The sequence below is a fragment of the Pseudoalteromonas sp. Scap25 genome (assembly GCF_013394125.1).
In the GTDB taxonomy this organism is placed as follows: domain Bacteria; phylum Pseudomonadota; class Gammaproteobacteria; order Enterobacterales; family Alteromonadaceae; genus Pseudoalteromonas.
Genome location: NZ_CP041327.1, coordinates 3,018,470 through 3,037,500, shown reverse-complemented (window position 1 = coordinate 3,037,500; position 19,031 = coordinate 3,018,470). Strand labels below are relative to the sequence as shown.

General features: G+C 42.5%; 16 protein-coding genes and 2 rRNA genes (1 of these 18 cut by a window edge). 14 read left to right on the top strand and 4 right to left on the bottom strand.

Annotated elements, in window-relative coordinates; translation table 11 throughout:
* The 3 genes from FLM54_RS14020 to FLM54_RS14010 all read left to right on the top strand — a co-directional run.
* Nucleotides 1-2,075, top strand: a 23S ribosomal RNA gene (locus FLM54_RS14020); it begins 810 nt to the left of the window's first position.
* Between the two features lie 137 nt (nt 2,076-2,212).
* A 5S ribosomal RNA gene (gene rrf, locus FLM54_RS14015) occupies nt 2,213-2,327 on the top strand.
* Between the two features lie 650 nt (nt 2,328-2,977).
* On the top strand, nt 2,978-4,474 hold the full coding sequence (locus FLM54_RS14010) for an NAD(P)H-hydrate dehydratase (protein WP_138604971.1): 1,497 nt from the start codon (nt 2,978-2,980) through the stop codon (nt 4,472-4,474).
* Nucleotides 4,475-4,530: 56 nt separating this feature from the next.
* On the opposite strand, the gene rnk is transcribed toward FLM54_RS14010, so the two are convergent.
* The 4 genes from rnk to FLM54_RS13990 form a co-directional block, all read right to left on the bottom strand.
* A complete protein-coding gene (gene rnk, locus FLM54_RS14005; protein ID WP_138604970.1) occupies nt 4,531-4,944 on the bottom strand; it encodes a nucleoside diphosphate kinase regulator in 414 nt (137 codons plus the stop codon).
* Nucleotides 4,945-5,119: 175 nt separating this feature from the next.
* Nucleotides 5,120-6,769: a chaperonin GroEL gene (gene groL, locus FLM54_RS14000; protein WP_054202663.1), complete on the bottom strand. Its 1,650-nt coding sequence runs from the start codon at nt 6,767-6,769 to the stop codon at nt 5,120-5,122.
* Nucleotides 6,770-6,818: 49 nt separating this feature from the next.
* Nucleotides 6,819-7,106 carry a co-chaperone GroES gene (locus tag FLM54_RS13995; RefSeq protein ID WP_008113511.1) on the bottom strand — a complete coding sequence of 96 codons (288 nt, stop codon included), beginning with the start codon at nt 7,104-7,106 and terminating at the stop codon, nt 6,819-6,821.
* 109 nt (nt 7,107-7,215) lie between these two features.
* Nucleotides 7,216-7,695: an FxsA family protein gene (locus tag FLM54_RS13990; protein WP_178956683.1), complete on the bottom strand. Its 480-nt coding sequence runs from the start codon at nt 7,693-7,695 to the stop codon at nt 7,216-7,218.
* A 238-nt stretch (nt 7,696-7,933) separates the two neighbouring features.
* On the opposite strand from FLM54_RS13990, the gene cutA reads away from it, so the two are divergent.
* The 11 genes from cutA to hflX all read left to right on the top strand — a co-directional run bounded on the left by cutA (nt 7,934) and on the right by hflX (nt 19,005).
* Nucleotides 7,934-8,254, top strand: coding sequence for a divalent-cation tolerance protein CutA (gene cutA, locus FLM54_RS13985; protein ID WP_010391672.1), 321 nt, complete (start codon nt 7,934-7,936; stop codon nt 8,252-8,254).
* Nucleotides 8,254-10,059, top strand: a complete 1,806-nt coding sequence (locus FLM54_RS13980) for a protein-disulfide reductase DsbD (RefSeq protein ID WP_178956682.1) — start codon at nt 8,254-8,256, stop codon at nt 10,057-10,059. The genes cutA and FLM54_RS13980 overlap by 1 nt, the downstream gene beginning before the upstream one ends.
* Before the next feature lie 229 nt (nt 10,060-10,288).
* Nucleotides 10,289-10,741: a type II 3-dehydroquinate dehydratase gene (gene aroQ / locus FLM54_RS13975; protein WP_178956681.1), complete on the top strand. Its 453-nt coding sequence runs from the start codon at nt 10,289-10,291 to the stop codon at nt 10,739-10,741.
* Between the two features lie 33 nt (nt 10,742-10,774).
* Nucleotides 10,775-11,242 carry an acetyl-CoA carboxylase biotin carboxyl carrier protein gene (accB, locus tag FLM54_RS13970; protein WP_178956680.1) on the top strand — a complete coding sequence of 156 codons (468 nt, stop codon included), beginning with the start codon at nt 10,775-10,777 and terminating at the stop codon, nt 11,240-11,242.
* A 26-nt stretch (nt 11,243-11,268) separates the two neighbouring features.
* Nucleotides 11,269-12,609, top strand: a complete 1,341-nt coding sequence (gene accC, locus FLM54_RS13965) for an acetyl-CoA carboxylase biotin carboxylase subunit (RefSeq protein ID WP_008113500.1) — start codon at nt 11,269-11,271, stop codon at nt 12,607-12,609.
* Nucleotides 12,610-12,735: 126 nt separating this feature from the next.
* Nucleotides 12,736-13,203: a tRNA (adenosine(37)-N6)-threonylcarbamoyltransferase complex ATPase subunit type 1 TsaE gene (gene tsaE, locus FLM54_RS13960; protein ID WP_021033095.1), complete on the top strand. Its 468-nt coding sequence runs from the start codon at nt 12,736-12,738 to the stop codon at nt 13,201-13,203.
* Nucleotides 13,204-13,231: 28 nt separating this feature from the next.
* Entirely contained in the window at nt 13,232-14,575 is a 1,344-nt protein-coding gene (locus FLM54_RS13955) for an N-acetylmuramoyl-L-alanine amidase (RefSeq protein ID WP_178956679.1), read from the top strand.
* 30 nt (nt 14,576-14,605) lie between these two features.
* Nucleotides 14,606-16,432, top strand: a complete 1,827-nt coding sequence (mutL, locus tag FLM54_RS13950) for a DNA mismatch repair endonuclease MutL (protein ID WP_178956678.1) — start codon at nt 14,606-14,608, stop codon at nt 16,430-16,432.
* Between the two features lie 10 nt (nt 16,433-16,442).
* The gene (miaA, locus tag FLM54_RS13945; RefSeq protein ID WP_054202670.1) at nt 16,443-17,360 is read left to right on the top strand and encodes a tRNA (adenosine(37)-N6)-dimethylallyltransferase MiaA; all 918 of its coding nucleotides are present in this window, start codon (nt 16,443-16,445) and stop codon (nt 17,358-17,360) included.
* Between the two features lie 81 nt (nt 17,361-17,441).
* Nucleotides 17,442-17,705 carry an RNA chaperone Hfq gene (hfq, locus tag FLM54_RS13940; protein ID WP_008113494.1) on the top strand — a complete coding sequence of 88 codons (264 nt, stop codon included), beginning with the start codon at nt 17,442-17,444 and terminating at the stop codon, nt 17,703-17,705.
* Between the two features lie 16 nt (nt 17,706-17,721).
* Nucleotides 17,722-19,005: a ribosome rescue GTPase HflX gene (gene hflX, locus FLM54_RS13935; protein WP_010391685.1), complete on the top strand. Its 1,284-nt coding sequence runs from the start codon at nt 17,722-17,724 to the stop codon at nt 19,003-19,005.
* Nucleotides 19,006-19,031: the final 26 nt, after the last annotated feature.

Genomic DNA, 19,031 nt, shown 5'->3' with positions numbered 1-19,031 from the left:
TTAGGTAGAGCCTCGGACGAATACTTACGGGGGTAGAGCACTGTTAAGGCTAGGGGGTCATCCCGACTTACCAACCCTTTGCAAACTCCGAATACCGTAAAGTAATATCCGGGAGACACACGGCGGGTGCTAACGTCCGTCGTGAAGAGGGAAACAACCCAGACCGCCAGCTAAGGTCCCAAAGTCATAGTTAAGTGGGAAACGATGTGGAAAGGCCCAGACAGCCAGGAGGTTGGCTTAGAAGCAGCCATCCTTTAAAGAAAGCGTAATAGCTCACTGGTCGAGTCGGTCTGCGCGGAAGATGTAACGGGGCTAAACTATGCACCGAAGCTGCGGATTCAGAATTTATTCTGAGTGGTAGGGGAGCGTTCTGTAAGCGGTTGAAGGTGTACCGGGAGGTATGCTGGACGTATCAGAAGTGCGAATGCTGACATGAGTAACGATAATGCGGGTGAAAAACCCGCACGCCGGAAGACCAAGGGTTCCTATCCCATGTTAATCAGGGTAGGGTAAGTCGACCCCTAAGGCGAGGCCGAAAGGCGTAGTCGATGGGAAACGGATTAATATTTCCGTACTTGGTATAATTGCGATGGGGGGACGGAGCAGGCTAAGCAAGCATGGCGATGGTAGTCCATGTGAAAGTGTGTAGGCTAGTGACTTAGGTAAATCCGGGTTGCTGTTAGGCTGAGACACGAGACGAGTCACTACGGTGATGAAGTTGCTGATGCCATACTTCCAGGAAAAGCCTCTAAGCTTCAGATTATACCGAATCGTACCCCAAACCGACACAGGTGGTCAGGTAGAGAATACTAAGGCGCTTGAGAGAACTCGGGTGAAGGAACTAGGCAAAATCGTACCGTAACTTCGGGAGAAGGTACGCTCCGATTGGTGATGAGACTTGCTCTCTAAGCTGATTGGAGCCGCAGTGACCAGGTGGCTGGGACTGTTTATTAAAAACACAGCACTGTGCAAAATCGCAAGATGACGTATACGGTGTGACACCTGCCCGGTGCCGGAAGGTTAATTGATGGGGTTATCTTCGGAGAAGCTCTTGATCGAAGCCCCGGTAAACGGCGGCCGTAACTATAACGGTCCTAAGGTAGCGAAATTCCTTGTCGGGTAAGTTCCGACCTGCACGAATGGTGTAACCATGGCCACGCTGTCTCCACCCGAGACTCAGTGAAATTGAAATCGCAGTGAAGATGCTGTGTACCCGCGGCTAGACGGAAAGACCCCGTGAACCTTTACTACAGCTTGGCACTGAACATTGAACCTACATGTGTAGGATAGGTGGGAGACTTTGAAGCAGAGACGCTAGTTTTTGTGGAGTCGTCCTTGAAATACCACCCTTGTAGTTTTGATGTTCTAACGTTGGCCCCTGAATCGGGGTTACGGACAGTGCCTGGTGGGTAGTTTGACTGGGGCGGTCTCCTCCCAAAGAGTAACGGAGGAGCACGAAGGTTGGCTAAGTACGGTCGGACATCGTACGGTTAGTGTAATGGTAGAAGCCAGCTTAACTGCGAGACAGACACGTCGAGCAGGTACGAAAGTAGGTCATAGTGATCCGGTGGTTCTGAATGGAAGGGCCATCGCTCAACGGATAAAAGGTACTCCGGGGATAACAGGCTGATACCGCCCAAGAGTTCATATCGACGGCGGTGTTTGGCACCTCGATGTCGGCTCATCACATCCTGGGGCTGAAGTCGGTCCCAAGGGTATGGCTGTTCGCCATTTAAAGTGGTACGCGAGCTGGGTTTAGAACGTCGTGAGACAGTTCGGTCCCTATCTGCCGTGGGCGTTTGAGAATTGAGAGGGGTTGCTCCTAGTACGAGAGGACCGGAGTGAACGAACCGCTGGTGTTCGGGTTGTCATGCCAATGGCATTGCCCGGTAGCTACGTTCGGAACTGATAAGCGCTGAAAGCATCTAAGCGCGAAGCAGGCCTCGAGATGAGTTCTCACTAGACTTTTAAAGTCTCTGAAGGGCCGTTGAAGACTACAACGTTGATAGGCAAGATGTGGAAGTGGTGTGAGCCATTAAGCTAACTTGTACTAATTACCCGTGAGGCTTAACCATACAACGCCAAACGCGTTTTATGTGATAGTGAAACAAGCGAAGAAGTTAATAGACTAAAGTAGATTACTGAAAACTTTTATTATCAGAAATTCCAAATTTTAGTTAGTGCGTAGCGATACGGACTGACACCAAATTTGCTTGGTGACAATAGCGTTTTGGACCCACCTGACCCCATGCCGAACTCAGTAGTGAAACGAAACAGCGCCGATGATAGTGTAGCATTTGTTATGTGAAAGTAGGTCATTACCAGGCTCCAAATAGTAGAAAGCCCGATTCGAAAGAGTCGGGCTTTTTTACGTCTGAAGAAAAGTGAAAGTATTAGCCGTCAGCCGTCAGCTATCAGTTGCACTGCGTTAATCAGACAACCGTAGCGTGGGTTGAGTATCACGAATCCCAAGGATAAAAGAACACGAAGAACACGACATAGGATGAGAGCGTAGCATTTGTTATGTGGCTCTCTCCATCGCTGTGGGCACTAAGACATTCTACTGCGTTGTCGCTACGAAGTAGCGCACCGACTCCAAATACAAGAAAGCCCGACTCGAAAGAGCCGGGCTTTTTTACGTCTGCAGAAAAGTGAAAAACAAATGTAAAAGGTTAAAGGTATTAGGCTAAAGGAAGATAATTGATCAGAGCCGATTCCAGGACATACTACTTTGCTGTCGCTTCGAAGTAGCACACCGACTCCAAATGTAAGAGAAGTGCAAAGCATTCGGCTTTAGGTAAAATAAGCCCTGCTTTACGCTGACCTCCTATTAACTTCTCTTGTATGGTGATCCTCGTTATATAAAGTTAATAGATCCTTAAATAAAGCCTTATAGATTACATAACTATGTTTTACTTGAAAAAGAATTTATAAAGCCCAAAATGAAATTAGGTATTCTTATTAAATTGAGCTGTTTATGTCATTACTACTAACGTCACCTAAGTACGAGCAATGGACCTATTTGTCAAAACAAATAAAAGGGTATGAAGAACAAGCAGTTCATGCTACCGGCGCAGACCTTTACACGCTGATGCAGCGTGCCGCGGAGGCTGTTTTTTGCTGTTGGAAAACCTTTAATGCAAAACAAACGTTAGTTATTACAGGTAATGGAAATAATGCCGGAGATGGTTATGAGGTAGCTCGGTTAATCAAACAAGCAGATCGGCATGTAGTTGTTTGCGCGATTAATCCGAATAAAGCCTTATCCGGAGATGCAGCAAAAGCACAAAAGCAATGGATTGATGCCGGTGGTGAAATTTGTAACTTTAGCGCTGATGCACTCGATGAGTGTGATGTGATAATTGATGCATTACTCGGTACTGGTCTTGAGAATACGGTACGCGATAATGTTGCTACTATTATTAAAGCGGTAAATGAAAGCACTAAACCAATACTGAGTATTGATGTGCCGTCAGGTATTAATGCAGATACAGGCTGTCCTCAAGGAACAGCCATTATGGCCACCAAAACAATGACATTAGTTGGGATAAAGCAAGGACTCACCACGACTAAAGGAAAGCAGCATGCCGGGCAGTTGTATTTCGACGAGTTAGGTATTGGCGAGCAATTTATGAAACTAGCCACCCCTTCTGCTCAGATTATCAATATAGACAGCTTTAAACCTTTGCCTGAGCGCTCAGTGAGCAGCCATAAAGGTAGTCATGGAAAATTATTATGTATAGGAGGAAACCACGGCTCTGCAGGAGCTATTAGATTAAGTGCTGAAAGTGGATTAAGGTCTGGTGCTGGAATGGTAAAAGTGTATACTCATGAACATGCCGTTTTACCTGTGAGCATCGGGCGACCAGAACTTATGGTAACTAGTGAACACTTGGATGATGCCCTAGCATGGTCAACGTGTGTAGTTATCGGTCCAGGTTTAGGCCAAGATGAATGGGCCCAAAAAACCTTTGAGCAGGCAATCCGTTATTGCCAGCAAAACAATATCCCTACTGTTATTGATGCAGACGCCTTAAACTTATTAGCTAAGCAATCATCTTCTCATAAATTAAATAATACCGTGCTAACGCCTCATCCTGCAGAGGCTGCACGGTTATTAAACTTAACTACCTCTGAGGTTGAGTCTGATCGTTTTTATTATGCTCGACAATGTGCGACCAACTTCGCAGCGACCTCTATTTTAAAGGGCGCAGGTACGCTAATCGATAATACCGAGCATACTTGGATATGTGAAAATGGTAACCCTGGTTTGGCTGTAGGAGGAAGTGGTGATGTGCTTAGTGGTATAATTGGGGCATTAATGGCTCAAGGATTAAATACCAGTGAGGCAGCATGTTATGGCGTTGTGTTACATGCAAAGGCGGGTGATAGAGCCTGTGAACAATCAGGGCAAAGAGGAATGTTAGCCAGTGATTTATTTGCGCATGTAAGAGCACTGATCAATCATAAATAGTAAAAGCAGCAATGACTGGCTGTGCCAGCTAATGTCTTCGCTGCTTGTTTTGGCTACTATCTGTGAAGCTCACCAGCTCTTTCAGGCTGATAAGTAACTTCTTTGATGTTTACTGTTACTAATCCACCGCCAGGCTTTGGCCATTCAATTTGATCACCTTGTGAAAGGCCAAGTAATGCACTACCTACAGGGGCTAAGATTGATATTTTGTCGCCAATTGAATCAATATTTTTTGGGTAAACAAGCGTTAAAGTAAACTCTTCGCCTGTAGATTCAACAACAAAGTTCACAGTTGAATTCATGGTTACCACGGTTGCGGGAACTTCGTGCGGCTCAACTATGCTGGCTCGTGCAAGTTCTGCTTCAAGTTCTTTTTCACCCGCAAAGCTGTTTGCAGGCAACGACTCCATTAGTGTGTACAACCTATCTGCATCCAGCGATGAAATGATAATTTCAGGTTTTGTATTCAACTTAATATCCTTAATCATGTTAAATAAAATTTACTCTGGTATAGCTTGCAGGAACTCAGTTGCATTGGAATACACTGAGTTAATTTTATTGTTGTTTAGTGAATTTATTTTATCTCTATTGCTAAAAACCCAGCCGAAGCTGGGTTTTTATTTGAGCTAAGTGTTTAGGGGATGATTACATCATGCCGCCCATTCCACCCATGCCGCCCATGCCACCCATATCAGGTGCACCAGCTGCTTCTTCTTTAGGAATTTCAGCAACCATAGCCTCTGTAGTGATCATTAGACCAGCAATCGATCCTGCAAATTGTAATGCAGAGCGCGTTACTTTCGTTGGATCTAGGATACCCATTTCAATCATGTCGCTGTATTCGCCAGTGGCTGCATTGTAACCGTAGTTACCTTCTCCGCCTTTAACTGCGTTAATAACAACTGATGCTTCATCGCCTGCGTTTGTAACGATTTGACGAAGTGGTGCTTCCATCGCACGAAGTGCCACTTTAATACCGTGGTTTTGGTCTTCATTGTCGCCAAGTAGCTCAACTAGCTTGCTAGCAGCACGTACTAATGCAACACCACCACCTGGTACTACACCTTCTTCAACCGCTGCGCGAGTTGCATGTAATGCATCTTCAACACGGTCTTTTTTCTCTTTCATTTCAATTTCAGTAGCGGCACCTACTTTGATTACAGCAACACCGCCAGCTAACTTAGCCATGCGCTCTTGTAGCTTTTCTTTATCGTAGTCTGAAGTCGCTTCTTCAATTTGTGCTTTGATTTGAGCAACACGACCGTTGATACCGTCTTCTTCACCAGCACCATCAATGATTGTTGTATCATCTTTAGTGATTACTACGCGCTTAGCTGTACCTAAGTCTTCAACTGTTGCTTTTTCAAGTTCAAGGCCGATTTCTTCAGAAATTACAGTACCGCCAGTTAATACCGCGATATCCTGTAGCATTGCTTTACGACGATCGCCAAAGCCAGGTGCTTTAACCGCTGATACTTTTACAATACCACGCATGTTATTCACTACTAGTGTCGCTAACGCTTCACCTTCAAGGTCTTCTGCGATGATAAGTAGAGGCTTGCTTGCTTTTGCAACCGCTTCTAATGTTGGTAATAATTCACGGATGTTAGATATTTTTTTATCTACAAGTAAGATAAATGGGTTATCTAGTTCAACTGCGCCTTTTTCAGCGTTGTTGATGAAGTATGGAGATAAGTAACCACGGTCAAACTGCATGCCTTCTACAACATCTAGTTCGTTTTCAAGTGATTGACCTTCTTCAACCGTGATAACACCAGTATTACGGCCTACTTTTTCCATTGCATCAGCAATAATTTCACCAATCTCTTTATCAGAGTTAGCTGAAATAGTACCTACTTGTGCAATTGCTTTAGTATCAGAACATGGGACAGAAAGAGCTTTAAGTTCTGCTGTTGCAGCAATGATTGCTTTATCAATACCGCGCTTAAGATCCATTGGGTTCATACCCGCAGCAACTGCTTTAAGACCTTCGTTAACAATAGATTGAGCAAGCACGGTTGCGGTAGTGGTACCGTCACCAGCAGCATCATTTGCTTTAGACGCTACTTCTTTAACCATTTGTGCGCCCATGTTTTCAAACTTGTCTTCAAGTTCGATTTCTTTAGCTACAGATACACCATCTTTAGTGATTACTGGAGAGCCAAATGATTTGTCTAGTACAACGTTACGACCTTTAGGGCCCAATGTTACTTTTACTGCGTTTGCTAAAATGTTTACGCCAGTTAGCATTTTTGCACGTGCGTCGCCTGCAAACAGTACTTCTTTTGCTGCCATGTTTAATTTCCTCTAAATTCTTAAAATGTGTGTTAAACGAAAAGTAGGTTTAGCCTACAATGCCTAAAATATTATCTTCACGCATGATCAGGTATTCTTGACCTTCGATCTTTTCAGTTTTTTCAACATATGAGCCAAATAACACAGTGTCACCGGCTTTCACTTCTAACGCGCGAACGTCACCATTTTCTAAAACGCGACCATTACCTACGGCAACAACTTCTCCACGAGTTGATTTTTCAGCTGCAGAGCCAGTTAATACAATACCGCCAGCAGACTTGGTTTCTTCTTCTAGACGCTTGATGATTACGCGATCTTGTAAAGGACGAATGTTCATGTTTTTAGTTCTCCTAACAGTTTCTGAACAGTACAGAAAAAAGTGTATCTAATTTGCTTTAATTAATGGGGGTAGAGTGAAAAATTCCAAGAGAAAAAATGATAAATTTTTAATCTTTTCGCTCGTATTCACCATCTATAGTATTGGGACGGTTTTCATCTTGCTCATGATGCATTGATTGATGAGGTTGTGAAAATCCTGAAGTACCCGTTTGGTGCATACTAGCGCTCATTCTCACCGTTGCCTGGCTGGCAAGTCCTGCGGCTAATTTATTGCGAATAGCTGGAGTAAGAAGCAGTAAGCCAAATACATCCGTCATAATGCCGGGTGTTAATAAAAGTACGCCAGCAATAATCACGCAAATACCAGTAAACAACTCTTTAGCCGGCATTTGCCCTTGAGCCATTTGCACTTGTACGTTTTGTAGTGCGCCCATTCCTTGCTGTTTCACCATTTTCGCACCCACAATCGCGGTTAGTACTACCAAAGCGATTGTTGCAAAGCTACCTATAACGTCACTAACCTGAATTAGTAAAGCAATTTCAATAATAGGGATGATGATAAACAGTAAAAATAAAATTCTAAACATAAGACTCTCTAAAAATGACACTCATTAAGGTGCTAATGAAATATAAGTGAGGGTTGTCGGGTCTATTTTCAAGCTAATAAGAGTAAGTAATCAACTCTAATGTTAGTAAAATTATAGCTAGTGGGTTTAAGTCACTTGACTGCAAAGACCCAAAATGTTGGCAGAGTTCGTGTCTACACATTATACCCGCTATCAGCTACTATGGGGCTAGACCCCCATAAACAAGTAAAGGTTCACTATGACAACGCAATTTAAACTTATTTTTACCACTTGCAAAGATAACGATGAAGCCCGTTTATTGGCTATGGCGCTAATAGAAAAGAAACTAGCCGCTTGTGTAAATATTTTACCGGCCATGAGTTCTATTTACATATGGGAAGGTGAAGTAGCTGAAGCAACAGAAGTGAAGCTACTAATTAAAACCAAAGCTGACAAAATGAACGATGTATTTTTAACCTTAAAAGATCTTCACAGCTACGAAGTACCAGAAATACAAGTTGTTGATGTGGCAACGGGGAACTTGGCTTACTTTAATTGGATGGATGAGGTACTTCATTAATGCGCTTTATTTTATTTTTTTTATTAAGTGTTTTAATGGCGCCTGCTTGGGCAACACAAAATACCCTTGAAGATTTTCTCAAACCTACTCAGCATATATTTTTACCAGTCAATGAAGCGTTTGTATTTGATTTTGACCAGCAAGGCAGTACGTTATTTGTTGGTTGGGATATCGCTGATGACTATTATCTGTATAAAGACAAAATAGAAATTATTGCCAAAGGTGCCAGCATTGATGTGCCTGAGTTGGGCTCTGGTGAAATAATTGAAGATGAGTTTTTTGGCAAAACTGAGGTGTTTTTTAATTCTCTCAGTATTATCAGCAAGCTGAGTAATATCAGTGAAGATGGCGTTGTTAAGGTGCGTTATCAGGGCTGTGCAAAAGCAGGGCTGTGTTATCCACCTGAAATTATTAGCATTCCATTAAGTGTATTGGCAAGTGAAACTAATACTAATGAAAATACTGCAGCAAGTAGTGCATTTACGGCACTTAGCCAACCTGCAGAAAAACCAGTAACTGCAGCAACACCCGAGAAAAAACTCACTTTTACAGAGCAGTTAGCCAGCCAAAGCTTAATGGTTAATTTAGCTATATTTTTTGCTGTGGGCGTAGGTTTGGCATTTACACCCTGTGTATTTCCGATGTTTCCTATTTTATCTAGCTTAATTGCGGGTCAAAAGAACCTGTCTACCAAAAAAGCATTTGCCCTATCATTCGTTTATATTCAAGGCATGGCGGTTACCTATGCCGCATTAGGGCTTGTGGTTGCTGCGTTAGGTGGGCAAGTGCAAGGCTATTTACAGCATCCATATGTATTAATTAGCTTTAGCTTATTGTTTGTACTGCTGGCTATGTCGATGTTTGGTTGGTACGAAATAAAGTTACCCAGCGGCATGATGAACAAGCTAACCCAAGTGAGCAACAACCAAAAAGGCGGTAACTATATTGGGGTGTTCTTGATGGGGGTTTTATCAGGGCTTATTGCATCTCCTTGCACTACAGCGCCTTTATCAGCCGCATTATTATTTGTGGCACAAAGCGGCGATTACCTAGTAGGCGGGCTAACACTTTATGTACTTAGCCTAGGAATGGGTTTACCGTTGTTACTCCTTGGTACATCGGGAGGTAAGTTATTACCGAAAGCTGGCGGATGGATGGAACAAGTTAAAACCTTATTTGGTTTTATTATGTTAGTTGTGCCACTTATTTTGCTAGAGCGCATTATAGATATTGAAATTATTATGCTTATGGCAGGCTTATTAGCTATCGCCACAGCGCTTTATTTCCATTATTGGCAAAGCGCCCAAACTCAAGGCAAATTAAAAACCTTATTGTGGGTTATGGCTGTTTTATTGATGCTTACTGGCTTTAATTTAACCAAAAACTATTTTTGGCCAACACAAGCTGTGAGTTTACAAACAACCTCGCAAAGCAATGAGTTTAAACACGTTGCCAATTTAGCCGAGCTTAAACAAGCCGTATCACAAGCAAATAGCGAAGGGCGCATGGTTATGGTGGACTTATACGCTGACTGGTGTGTAGCGTGTAAAGAGTTTGAGCATTACACATTTCCTGACCCGCAAGTGCAAAGTGAGTTTAGCCATTATCAACTGATTCAAATTGACTTAACCCAAAGTGATAATGAAACAATTGAGCTAATGGAAGCATATTCAGTGTTTGGTTTACCGAGTATTTTATTCTTCAATACTGAAGGTGAAGAGTTAAGTACACAACGTGTAACTGGCTTTTTAAATGCAGATGATTTTGCTAAGCACCTAGCTGCAGTGCGTGCCAGCGCTGAATAACCATTCTTTATGGCACAACATGATTGGTAATGTTGTGCCACTATTCTCCCCTTAAGATAGTCCCCGAAATAGAGATTAGACCAGTATTTTGCTGCTATTTACTTCGAAATCACTATAATAGTTGGTTAACGTGAGAAATTGTTGCTATCTTACTTTTTTCTGCTTACTTTTTAGAGAAAAACTAGTTGGTAACCGCTTAACTCATTACTTATAGGATATATCGCGTATTATGGCTGCAAAATTAAAGATTTTAGTTATAAATGGCCCAAATTTAAACATGCTAGGAAAGCGTGAACCTGATAAGTACGGTTCGCATTCTTTAGAGCATATTATGAGCGAGTTAAACAGCGCTGCTAATAGTTTAGGTGTGGAGTTAACGCATCTTCAAAGTAATAGTGAACAAGCGCTCATTGAACGCATTCATGATGCTTGGCAAGCGGTTGATTACATAATAATTAACCCTGCAGCATTTACGCACACAAGCGTCGCATTACGTGATGCATTGCTAAGCGTTGATATTCCGTTTTTTGAAGTGCACTTAAGTAATGTGCATGCACGTGAAACGTTTCGCCATCATTCTTATTTTTCTGATGTGGCGCAAGGCGTTATTTGTGGATTAGGTGCAATGGGTTATCACGCTGCTTTAAATGCAGCAGTCAGCCGATTGCAAAACTCAAACTAAATTTAAACTAACAAACTAATAGGCGGGCCGTTTATGGATATTCGCAAGATCAAAAAACTAATTGAATTAGTAGAAGAATCAGGTATTGCAGAACTAGAAATCACTGAAGGTGAAGAATCAGTACGTATTAACCGTAATAACATGAGTGCCGGTCCTGCGTACGCGCAATTCGCACCTCAACAATACGCCCCAGCAGCACCTGCTCCAGCCGCGACTGCACCATCAGCACCTGCAGCCGTAGAGTCTGAAGCATCTGCAGGCCCTACAGGTCATCAAGTTAAATCACCTATGGTAGGTTCTTTTTACGCAGCAGCTTCTCCAGAAGCACCAGCATATGTTGAAGTGGGCTCTCAGGTTAAAGTTGGCGACACGCTATGTATCGTTGAAGCAATGAAAATGATGAACCAAATTGAGTCAGATAAAGCCGGTACAGTAAAAGCTATCTTAGTAGAAAACGGCGAGCCAGTAGAATTTGATCAACCTTTATTCATCATTGAATAATAGCGCAACGTAAAAGGCCAACTCTCATGTTAGATAAAGTAGTCATTGCAAACCGAGGTGAAATTGCACTTCGTATATTGCGCGCCTGCAAAGAGCTTGGGATCAAAACGGTTGCTGTGCATTCAACGGCGGATCGCGATCTTAAGCACGTATTACTAGCAGATGAAACCATCTGTATTGGTAAACCAGCAGCAACTGAAAGTTACTTAGACATCCCACGCATTATTGCCGCAGCAGAAATTACTGATGCAGTCGCTATCCACCCAGGTTATGGTTTTCTTGCTGAAAATGCAGACTTTGCAGACCAAGTTGAGCAAAGTGGCTTTGTATTTATCGGTCCTCGTGGCGATACTATTCGTCTAATGGGCGATAAAGTATCGGCAATCGAAGCGATGCGTAAAGCGGGTGTTCCTTGTGTACCTGGCTCTGATGGTCCGGTATCGGATGATAAAGAACGCAACATGCAAATTGCTAAGCGTATTGGTTACCCGGTAATTATTAAAGCAGCTGGCGGTGGCGGTGGCCGTGGTATGCGTGTTGTTCGCAACGAAGCTGAGTTAATCAATTCAATTGCGCTAACCCAACAAGAAGCGAAACAGTTCTTTGGCAACAGCATGGTTTACATGGAGAAATTCCTTGAAAACCCACGCCACATCGAAGTACAAGTATTGGCCGACGGTCAAGGCAATGCGGTTCACTTAGGTGAGCGTGATTGTTCAATGCAACGTCGCCACCAAAAAGTAGTGGAAGAGGCGCCAGCACCAGGGATTACTGCAGAAGTACGTAAGTTCATTGGTGAGCGTTGTACACGCGCATGTATCGAAATTGGTTATCGTGGTGCGGGGACGTTTGAGTTCTTATACGAGAACGGTGAATTTTACTTCATTGAAATGAACACCCGTATTCAGGTTGAGCACCCAGTAACTGAAATGGTCACCGGTGTTGATTTAATCAAAGAGCAATTAAAAATTGCCGCTGGTCAGCCTTTATCATTCACTCAAGAAGATGTGGTTATTCGTGGCCATGCTATTGAGTGTCGTATTAATGCTGAAGACCCAGAAACCTTTATTCCATCACCTGGTAAAATTACCCGTTTTCATCCAGCTGGTGGTTTAGGTATTCGTTGGGACAGTCATATTTACGCTGACTACACCGTTCCTCCACATTACGATTCTATGATTGGTAAGCTGATCACTTACGGTGAAAACCGTGATGTCGCTATCGCCCGAGCACGTAATGCACTTAATGAACTCGTTATCGATGGTATTAAAACCAACACCCCACTGCATAAACGTATTCTTGCAGATGAAAACTTCAAAAATGGTGGCACAAATATCCACTACCTTGAGAAGAAATTAGGACTGTAAAGTCCATGCTAATTAAAAACCGGCTTAAGCCGGTTTTTTTATCTTTAAAAAAGAGGCAGTATCACCTTAAATAAATAATCTGGTATGATTAACAAATATGCGCTTTTCGTAAATTTTGAGGTAATCATGTCGTGTAGTTTTAATTTTCATTTAGTCGATGAAAATGCCACTGTTGCTATGGGAAATAAATTAGCTGCCATAATAGAGCAGGGCGCAGTTATTTATTTGCATGGTGACTTAGGGGCCGGTAAAACGACATTTACTCGCGGTATAGTGCAAGGTTTTGGTCATACAGGTAAGGTTAAAAGTCCCACCTATACACTTGTTGAACCCTACGAGCTTGTACGTGGTAATGTTTATCATTTTGACTTATATCGATTAGGTGACCCAGAAGAGCTTGAATTTATGGGGATTCGCGATTATTTTTCAGAAACGGCAACTTGTATAGTTGAGTGGCCGGAAAAAGGCGGCGAATTTATTCCTGTTCCCGATCTAAATGCTACGCTAAGTTATGTAGGTGATGAGCGTAAAATTGTTATTAACAGTGCGAGTGAGCGTGGTGTAGCAATTGTCAAAAAACTAAATAATAGATAATAAAATAGTTAAGGCAGTGATTATCAAAATGAGTCGTGGTTTAGTTAAACTTTTTATTTACCTCATGGTTTTTACAGTGAGCTTGCCATTGTGGGCGCAAAACACTATTAATAGTGTGCGTGTCTGGCCATCACCTGATAGCACTCGGGTGGTGTTTGATCTCGATGATAAACCCGACTTCAGTTACTTTATGCTAAAAAACCCAAGTCGTTTAGTGGTTGATTTAGAAAACACTGATGAATTAAAAACATTGCCAGGTGTGCCACCAAAACATCAAATTGTTAGCAAGTTACGTTACTCAAAACCTAAAAATAAACGCAGCGTGCGTTTAGTGTTTGAATTAAATGGGCCAGTTAAACCGGTTATATTTGCACTTGCCCCCACAGGCCCTTATAAAAATAGGCTAGTAGTCGATTTATACGGTAAAAGCCAAGCTAAAAGTGCAATTACCCCAGCGCAAACGGCGGCTAAAAAACGCCAGTTAAGCCAAGAGCGCGATATTGTAATTGCTATTGATGCAGGCCATGGTGGTGAAGACCCAGGTTCCATTGGCCCATCAGGTACTTACGAAAAAGACATCACTTTGCAAATTGCCAAGCGTTTAGAGCGCATGATTGATGCTGAGCGCGGTATGATTTCGCGTATGGTTCGCAGTGGCGATTACTTTGTTAAACTTAATACACGAACTAATCGCGCTCGCCAGAAAAAAGCCGATTTTTTTGTCTCTATTCATGCAGATGCGTTTACCAGTCCGGGACCCAATGGTGCTTCTGTATGGGTGTTGTCGCTGCGACGTGCCAATTCGGAAATTGGTAAATGGATTGAGGATAAAGAAAAACACTCAGAGTTACTTGGCGGTGCTGCCGATGTAATTAAAGATGCTGCAAATGAAAAGTACTTAGCACAAGCCTTGCTTGATATGTCGATGGATCATTCCATGAAAACAGGGCTAAGTGTTGCAGATGAAGTGATAAAAGAATTAAAAAAAGTAGCAAAAATGCACAAAAAGGCACCGCAACATGCCAGCCTTGCTGTATTGAAGTCGCCAGATATTCCGTCTATTTTGGTTGAAACTGGGTTTATCTCTAACCCTCGTGAAGAACGACTACTAAAAAGCGCCAATCACCAAGAGCGTTTGGCAAAAGCGATGTTTACCTCAATTAAAAATTACTATTTACGCAACCCGCCTGACGACTCACTGTTTGCGTCATTAAAGTCTCAATACCCAACAAAACACAAGGTACGTCCGGGGGAGTCACTGAGTATGTTGGCTGGTCGATATGGCGTTAGTATTAGTAAAATAAAACAGGTTAATAAGCTCAGTTCAAATACGCTATTTATTGGCCAGGAACTTGATATTCCTCAGAGTTAATTTTAAAAGCGCACAACATTTAAGGTTTTTATGAGTATTGAAATATTACCTGCGCGCTTGGCAAACCAAATTGCGGCGGGTGAAGTTGTTGAGCGTCCCGCGTCGGTGGTTAAAGAGTTAGTAGAAAATAGCCTAGATGCAGGTGCGACACGTATTCAAATAGATATTGAACGCGGTGGTCATAAGCTGATTCGAATTCGTGATAATGGTTCAGGCATTGCAAAAGAGGAGCTCACATTAGCGCTTTCTCGCCATGCTACCAGTAAACTAAAGTCGCTCGATGACTTAGAAAATATTTGCTCTTTAGGCTTTAGAGGCGAAGCTCTCGCGTCTATTAGCTCGGTATCTCGCTTAACCTTAAGCTCTAAGCCCGAACAGCAAGAAGCCGCTTGGCAAGCCTTTGCGCAAGGCAGAGATATGGCCGTAGAGGTAAAGCCTGTGGCACATCCCAGCGGTACCACAATTGAAGTAAAAGATTTATTTTTTAATACCCCAGCACGGCGCAAGTTTTTACGTACCGAAAAAACTGAGTTTAGCCATATTGATGAGCTTATAAAGCGGATTGCACTGAGTCGCTTTGACGTATCAATTACGTTAACCCATAACGCAAAAGTGGTGCGTCAGTACCGTCCTAAAACCGAACCTGCTCAAGCTATTACACGAGTTGCCCAAGTTGCGGGTAAAGCGTTTGCAGAACAGGGACTGCATATTCAATCCGGTGAAGCAGGGCTGCAACTACATGGTTGGGTGCTCCCTGTTGGCTCGGCTAATACTACACAGTACACCTATGTAAATAATCGTATGATGCGCGATAAACTTATTTTGCACGCTATTCGCCAAGCATTTGAAGAAGTCAGCGGTGAGCAAGAGTTACCCGGGTTTGTGATTTATATTGATATAGATCCACGTCAAGTAGATGTGAACGTACATCCTGCTAAACATGAGGTGCGCTTTCATCAAGGGCGCTTAGTACACGACTTTATTTTGCAAGCGATAAAACAAGTTGTTGTGCCCCTGCAAGCTGAGTTTTCAAGCTCCAGTGAAGCTAATGATAATAGCCCACCGGTGGCTGCATTTAATGCACACAATGCTACCAGTAGTGAACCGTTTGATTACCCTAAGTCGTCATTACAGCCTAGTCGGTCATCTTCAGCGCATAGCACTACTTATAGTGGTGCAACTCAAGGTACAGGTAATCAACAACGTGCTGAAAGTCGAAATTACCATGACGTAAATGCGTTTTATCAAGGTGTGAGTGAGCAGCAAGCACATCACTTTGATAATCCAGCACCATTTGTGCAATCAGATGAGACTCAAGTATCAGATACAGCGCTTCGTACTGTCGATATAATAACCATTGAACAGGGTGCTTGTGTGTTTAATGATGAGAACCAACTTTATTGTTCACACTTTAAATATGCGCTAGCGGATGATTGGCTTGCACAAATTAAAGAGCAAGGCAGCCTTGAGGGCAAAGCATTGTTATTACCCGTACGGGTTAATGTCTCAAAACAAGATATCGAACTGCTGGCTACGCAACAATCATGGTTTACTTTGCTTGGCTTTGAACTTTTAATTGAAAAACAATTTGTTATGGTTAAGAAGTTGCCTGTTTGCTTGTACTTACTTGACGTGAGTACCGCGGTAGATGCCTTACTTGATGGGTGTAAAGCTCAGTTAGAAAGTATTGATCAGTGGCTAGCGTGGCAGGTAAATGTAATACCTACACGGTTCTATGCCAGTAAAGCCTTTGCAGTACAGCAAACTCGCTTACAAAATAATGCGCAAACAATTGAACGTTTACGTGAAAAAGCAGTTAAAATAGATCTAAAGTCTTATCTAGCGCAATTTAATTAGGGTATTCGTGTTGAGTAATTTACCGGTCATATTTTTAATGGGCCCCACCGCTGCTGGTAAAACAGCATTGGCAATTTCACTGTGTGAGCATTTAAATACTGAAATTATCAGCGTTGATTCGGCACTGGTTTATAAAGGTATGGATATTGGTACCGCTAAACCGGATGCCGACGAACTAGCACGTGCACCCCATCACCTAATTGACTTACTCGACCCAAGCGAAACCTATTCAGTAGCTGATTTTAGACGCGATGCGATAGAAAAAATTGATAAATTTCATCAACAAGGTAAAGTGCCTGTACTGGTTGGAGGTACAATGATGTACTTTAAAGCCCTTATTGATGGATTATCCCCTCTACCAGAGGCTGATGAGCAGATAAGAGCTGAGCTTGAAGTACAGGCGAAACAGTACGGTTGGCCACATTTATATCAAGAGCTATTAAAAGTAGATCCACAAGCTGCGAAAAAGATGAGTGAAAATGATTCACAACGAATTAATCGCGCTTTAGAGGTTTACCGTATAACAGGTAAAACAATGACTGAATTGCAAAAGCAAAAACAGCCACCTTTACCTTATACTTTTCATCAATTTGCTATTGCTCCAGATGATCGTAAAGAGTTACATCAGCGAATTGCAGAAAGGTTTAAAATAATGATTGAACAGGGGTTTGAAAAAGAAGTTTCGACCCTATATCTACGTGAGGATTTACATCCCAATATGCCTTCTATTCGTTGTGTAGGTTATAGACAGATGTGGGATTACCTTGCGGGTGAAATAGACCATGATGAAATGGTTTTTCGCGGTATTGCTGCCACTCGTCAATTGGCTAAGCGTCAATTAACGTGGTTAAGAAGTTGGCCTGACGTTACGTGGTTAACAACCGGTGATGAAGAAAACTTGCATCGTGTAGTAAGTTCGCTAAGCTAGTAGTAGCTGGACAAAATTTAGCTTTATTAAATTAGTTCAGCCACTTAATTATAATAACACCTAGAACGAAGGAATAATAACATGGCAAAAGGCCAATCGTTACAAGACCCATTTTTAAATGCATTACGCCGCGAGCGCATTCCAGTATCAATCTTTTTGGTAAATGGCATAAAATTACAAGGTAAAATTCAGTCATTTGACCAATTTGTAATTTTACTGGAAAACACTGTTAATCAAATGGTGTATAAACATGCAATTTCAACAGTTGTACCTGCACGCGCAGTCAACTTCCAAGGTGTACAGGGAAATGAAGACACTGAAGAAACTGAACCAGGAAACTTTTAAATTAGGAGCGTAATGCTTGTTTGACCGCTATGAATCTGGCGAACAGGCAATTTTAGTCCATATCGACCTACCTAAAGATGGGGATCGCGAAGATCTTCATGAATTAGAAATGTTGGTATCTTCTGCTGGTGTTAGTAGTTTGGCGGTTGTGCAAGGCAGCCGTCAAGCACCACATCCCAAGCTATTTGTCGGTACCGGCAAAGCGGAAGAAATAGCTGAAATTGTCAAAATCCACAATGCCGATGTTGTCATTTTTAACCATCAGTTGAGTCCGTCTCAAGAACGCAATTTAGAGCGTGTTTGCCAATGTCGGGTACTTGATAGAACAACACTTATTCTTGATATTTTTGCTCAGCGTGCCCGTACTCATGAAGGTAAGCTTCAGGTTGAGTTGGCGCAGCTTCGTCACATGTCTACACGTTTAATTCGTGGTTGGACCCACCTTGAGCGCCAAAAAGGGGGGATAGGCTTACGTGGTCCGGGTGAAACGCAGCTAGAAACCGATCGACGTTTATTGCGCGCACGTATTAAAAATATTCGTGCACGACTAGCGAAAGTGGCTGTACAGCGTGAGCAAGGTCGACGTGCTCGTACGCGCAATGAAATTCCAACAGTGTCGCTGGTGGGTTACACTAATGCCGGAAAATCAACACTGTTTAATTATATTACCGATTCAGATGTATATGCAGCCGATCAGCTATTCGCCACACTAGATCCAACACTGCGTAAACTCGATATTGGTGATGTAGGTTCTGTTATTTTAGCCGATACTGTAGGGTTTATTCGACACTTACCGCATGATTTGGTAGCTGCATTTAAAGCAACTCTGACCGAGACGCGTGAAGCCGATTTACAACTGCATGTGATAGATGTAGCTGATCCTCGCCGAAAAGAAAATATTGAACAGGTACAAGAAGTCCTCAAAGAAATTGAAGCTGACGAGGTACCGCAGTTATTAGTTTATAACAAAATTGATGCGCTGGATGAGGTAACGCCACGTATTGATCGTGATGACGAGGGCCAACCTATAAGGGTATGGCTATCTGCAAAAACTGGCGAAGGCTGTGAATTACTTAGTGAAGCTATTAGCGATTTACTCGCTAAGCAAATGCTTAATGAAACGTTATTACTCGCACCACAATATGGGCGTTTAAGAGCATCACTATTTAATTTAAGTGCAGTACACAATGAGCGGTTTGATGAACAAGGTAATTGGTTGCTTGATGTACGATTGCCTATGATTGAGTGGAACCGTTTAATTAAAGATTTTGGTCCTGAAATTGAAAGTTTTATTAGCTGAGATTAAAAACTGCAAGATTAATGTCG

What these genes read in the sequence shown, in the direction of transcription:
- FLM54_RS14010 (WP_138604971.1), top strand. Translation starts at nt 2,978, where the DNA reads ATGTCATTACTACTAACGTCACCTAAGTACGAGCAATGGACCTATTTG.
- groL (WP_054202663.1), bottom strand. Translation starts at nt 6,769, where the DNA reads ATGGCAGCAAAAGAAGTACTGTTTGCAGGCGACGCACGTGCAAAAATG.
- FLM54_RS13995 (WP_008113511.1), bottom strand. Translation starts at nt 7,106, where the DNA reads ATGAACATTCGTCCTTTACAAGATCGCGTAATCATCAAGCGTCTAGAA.
- FLM54_RS13990 (WP_178956683.1), bottom strand. Translation starts at nt 7,695, where the DNA reads ATGTTTAGAATTTTATTTTTACTGTTTATCATCATCCCTATTATTGAA.
- cutA (WP_010391672.1), top strand. Translation starts at nt 7,934, where the DNA reads ATGACAACGCAATTTAAACTTATTTTTACCACTTGCAAAGATAACGAT.
- FLM54_RS13980 (WP_178956682.1), top strand. Translation starts at nt 8,254, where the DNA reads ATGCGCTTTATTTTATTTTTTTTATTAAGTGTTTTAATGGCGCCTGCT.
- aroQ (WP_178956681.1), top strand. Translation starts at nt 10,289, where the DNA reads ATGGCTGCAAAATTAAAGATTTTAGTTATAAATGGCCCAAATTTAAAC.
- accB (WP_178956680.1), top strand. Translation starts at nt 10,775, where the DNA reads ATGGATATTCGCAAGATCAAAAAACTAATTGAATTAGTAGAAGAATCA.
- accC (WP_008113500.1), top strand. Translation starts at nt 11,269, where the DNA reads ATGTTAGATAAAGTAGTCATTGCAAACCGAGGTGAAATTGCACTTCGT.
- tsaE (WP_021033095.1), top strand. Translation starts at nt 12,736, where the DNA reads ATGTCGTGTAGTTTTAATTTTCATTTAGTCGATGAAAATGCCACTGTT.
- FLM54_RS13955 (WP_178956679.1), top strand. Translation starts at nt 13,232, where the DNA reads ATGAGTCGTGGTTTAGTTAAACTTTTTATTTACCTCATGGTTTTTACA.
- mutL (WP_178956678.1), top strand. Translation starts at nt 14,606, where the DNA reads ATGAGTATTGAAATATTACCTGCGCGCTTGGCAAACCAAATTGCGGCG.
- hfq (WP_008113494.1), top strand. Translation starts at nt 17,442, where the DNA reads ATGGCAAAAGGCCAATCGTTACAAGACCCATTTTTAAATGCATTACGC.